The sequence below is a fragment of the Caldisalinibacter kiritimatiensis genome, assembly GCF_000387765.1.
In the GTDB taxonomy this organism is placed as follows: domain Bacteria; phylum Bacillota; class Clostridia; order Tissierellales; family Caldisalinibacteraceae; genus Caldisalinibacter; species Caldisalinibacter kiritimatiensis.
The window spans coordinates 1-3,491 of sequence record NZ_ARZA01000208.1 but is presented as its reverse complement, the minus strand read 5'-3'; the positions used below and the strand labels follow the sequence as shown (position 1 = coordinate 3,491).

Sequence of the window (3,491 nt, the reverse complement as noted above, 5' to 3'; positions counted from 1 at the left end):
ATAATAATTATTATTAACTGTTGTAATGAAATTTTGTATTTTGGCCTTATCACTTATTTTTAATTTCTTCTTTATATAGTTATAATTTTCGATAAATTTTATATCATTAAAAATATACAAAATCTGTGGATAACTTCGATTGGTGAATTTATTTATCCACAGATTATAGCATTTATTCACATTTTTCGGTGTATAATTTTCAGAAAATTTATTTTTTGCTATTTTAGTCTTTTCTATTCCAAAAATTATTTAAGATATTTATCTATGATGTTCATAACCTCTTCTATCTTTTCTTCACCTTTTCCTTCTAAAATTGCGTCGGTTACACAATTTTTTATATGCTGGTCTAAAATGTTTAGATTAGCCTTTTTTACGAGGGACTGTATTGCTAATATTTGTTTAGATATATCAACACAATATCTGTCCTCTTCTATCATTTTAATAACACCATCTATTTGTCCCCTTGCTGTTTTTAATAGATTTAATGCTTTTTTTCTTCCCTCATTCACAATAAAATACCCCCTTTATTCAAACTGAAATATCTATAAACTCTACTTTATATCCACTACATCATATCCCGCTTCGTTAACTGCCTTTTTCAACTCATTATCATTAGCGTTCTCTACCTCTACTACTGCTTTACTATTTTGTGAATCTACATCTACTGTTTTAACTCCTTTAACCTGTTGAAGAGCATTTTTTACAGCCATAACACAATGTTGACAACTCATTCCCTCTATTTTGATAGCTTTCTTCATAATTATACCACTCCTTTTATATTTTTTTATATATTTTTCCTAAAAGCTGAGAGCTAGGAACTATGAGCTTTTTACGCAACTGACTACTAACAACTAACTACTAACTAAACTCTATATCTCTTAAGTCTTAGTGAATTTGATACAACAGATACTGAGCTTAAAGCCATAGCAGCACCTGCTATCATAGGGCTTAAAAATCCAAATGCAGCTAGTGGAATTCCAGCAGTATTGTATGCAAAGGCCCAAAATAGATTTTGCTTTATTGTTCTCATAGTTTTTCTGCTAAGCTCTATTGAAGCTACTATATCTTTTAAATTACCTTTCATTAAAGTAATATCGGCAGCCTCCATAGCTATATCTGTTCCTGTACCTATAGCAAAACCTACATCAGCTATAGTCAATGCTGGAGCATCGTTTATACCATCTCCAACCATACCTACTCTTTTGCCTTGATTCCTTAGTTCCTCTATTTTTTCTGCTTTGTTCTCTGGTAACACCTCTGCTATTACATTTTTAATTCCTACTTCTTTAGCTATTGCATTGGCTGTCCTTTGATTATCTCCAGTCAACATATATATTTCTACACCCATGTCCCTTAATTGTTGTATAGCTTCCTTTGACCCTTCTTTAATAGTATCTGCTACTGCTATTATTCCTATTACTTTATCAGAAACAGATACTAGCATAGCAGTTTTACCTTCTTGTTCCAATTTAGAAATATCCTGCTCTATATTGTCAATTTCTATATCCTTTTCTATCATTAGTTTCCTGTTACCAACATAGATTGTTTTACCTTCGATAACTGCCTGTATTCCTTTTCCTGGTATTGCTTCGAAGTTTTCAATTTCTTTAAATTCAATTTCTTTTTCCTTTGCTCTTTTAACTATTGCCTCTCCTAATGGATGTTCTGAGCCCTTTTCAGCACTTGCCGCCAATGTAAGAACTGTATCCTCGTCTTTAGCAAAAGATATTATATCTGTTACCTCTGGTTCACCCTTTGTTATAGTTCCTGTCTTGTCAAAAACAATAGTATCTATACTATGGGCCTTTTCTAGATACTCCCCACCTTTTATTAATATTCCATTTTCAGCTCCTTTACCTGTGCCTACCATTATAGCAGTAGGTGTAGCTAACCCTAATGCACAAGGACACGCTATAACTAATACTGCAACAGAACTAATTAGTGCATTAGTAAAGTTTCCAGTTACCAAATACCAAGCAATAAAAGTTATTATTGATATACTAACCACTGTAGGTACAAAAACTCCCGATATCTTATCTGCTAGTCTTTGAACTGGAGCCTTTGAGCCTTGTGCTTCTTCTACTAATTTAATTATTTGAGCTAAAACAGTGTCTTTACCTACCTTTGTCGCAGTAAATTTAAAGGTTCCATGCTTATTGATTGTTGAGCCTACTACTTCATCGCCCTTTCTTTTATCTACTGGAATGCTTTCTCCAGTTAACATGGATTCATCCACAGATGAATTTCCTTCTATTATTTTTCCATCAACCGGTATTTTTTCACCTGGTCGAACTATCACTACATCTCCTTCTACTACTTCTTCTACAGGGATATCTTGTTCTTCTCCATTTCTTATTACTCTGGCAGTCTTAGCCTGTAATCCAATTAACTTCTTTATAGCCTCTGAAGTTTTACCTTTAGCTATAGCCTCTAACATTTTACCTAATAAAATTAAAGTAATAATAACTGCTGATGATTCAAAGTAGTAATGTGGGATACCTACTAATACGTTGTATAAGCTGTAAAAGTAAGCAGCTGACGTACCTATTGCAACTAATACGTCCATATTAGCTCCCCCACCCTTAAGGGAATGATAAGCACCTTTGTAAAATCTATAACCTATTATGAATTGAACAGGAGTTGCTAATATCAGCTGAAAATACCCATTTCCTAAAATAGTTTCCATACCAGCCATGTGAAAAAACATAGCTGAAAATAATGGTAAACTAAGTATTAATGAAATAATGAACAGTCTTTTTAAATTCTGGATTTCTTTATCCTTTTTAGTATTTTCATCCTCTTCTTTTATTTGTTCTATCTTCTTTGCTTTATATCCAGTCTTTTCAACTGTTTTTATCAATTCCTCTGCTGTTACTTCTCCTTCATTAAATTCAATAGTAGCTTTGTTAGTGGCTAAATTAACATTAGCCTTCTGTACACCCTCAACTTTATTTAATGCCTTTTCTACCCTTGCTGAACAAGCTGCACATGTCATTCCTTCTATATATAAGTCCAACTTACTAGTTGAAACGCTATATCCTGAATTTTTTATAGCATCAATTATCTTTTCGACATTAATTTTTTCTGAGTCATATTCTATAGTAGCCTTTTCTGCAATCAAGTTTACCACTGCTGATTTTACACCTTCTAATTTTGATAGAGCACCCTCTACCCTACTAGCACAAGATGCTCATGTCATTCCTGTTACTTTTATGGTTACTTTTCTATATGCCATTGTCTACACTCCTTTCATAATTGTTTATAGATTTAAGATTCCCAATGAAAAAGTAACTTAATCCTTTAATTGCCAATTATCCATTATAAATTGTCAATTATATTCTACCCCTCCCCATGTGGGGTGTATGTTTTTGTTATACCATATTTTCAATGAACGGTCAAGGGATATTTATAGAACAAAATCGACTTCGTCAATTTGTTAGTTAGTAGTTCGTTGTTAGTAGTTAGTAGCTTTTTAGTCAGTTCTTAGTTCT

Annotated in this window: 3 protein-coding genes and 1 pseudogene; all 4 read right to left on the bottom strand. The window is 32.6% G+C overall.

The window, feature by feature from the left end; all coding sequences use genetic code 11:
* Positions 1-245 precede the first annotated feature (245 nt).
* Positions 246-509, bottom strand: a complete 264-nt coding sequence (locus L21TH_RS09475) for a metal-sensing transcriptional repressor (RefSeq protein ID WP_006314819.1) — start codon at positions 507-509, stop codon at positions 246-248.
* A 42-nt stretch (positions 510-551) separates the two neighbouring features.
* On the bottom strand, positions 552-758 hold the full coding sequence (locus L21TH_RS09470; RefSeq protein WP_006314818.1) for a heavy-metal-associated domain-containing protein: 207 nt from the start codon (positions 756-758) through the stop codon (positions 552-554).
* Positions 759-862: 104 nt separating this feature from the next.
* On the bottom strand, positions 863-2,686 hold the full coding sequence (locus L21TH_RS09465; protein ID WP_278244300.1) for a copper-translocating P-type ATPase: 1,824 nt from the start codon (positions 2,684-2,686) through the stop codon (positions 863-865).
* A 150-nt stretch (positions 2,687-2,836) separates the two neighbouring features.
* Positions 2,837-3,178, bottom strand: a pseudogene (locus L21TH_RS15110) (heavy-metal-associated domain-containing protein); the annotation flags it as partial.
* Positions 3,179-3,491: the final 313 nt, after the last annotated feature.

Bases quoted from the DNA above. Each gene is read 5' to 3' on its own strand.
- L21TH_RS09465 (WP_278244300.1), bottom strand. From the start codon at position 2,686: ATGGAAACTATTTTAGGAAATGGGTATTTTCAGCTGATATTAGCAACT.
- L21TH_RS09470 (WP_006314818.1), bottom strand. From the start codon at position 758: ATGAAGAAAGCTATCAAAATAGAGGGAATGAGTTGTCAACATTGTGTT.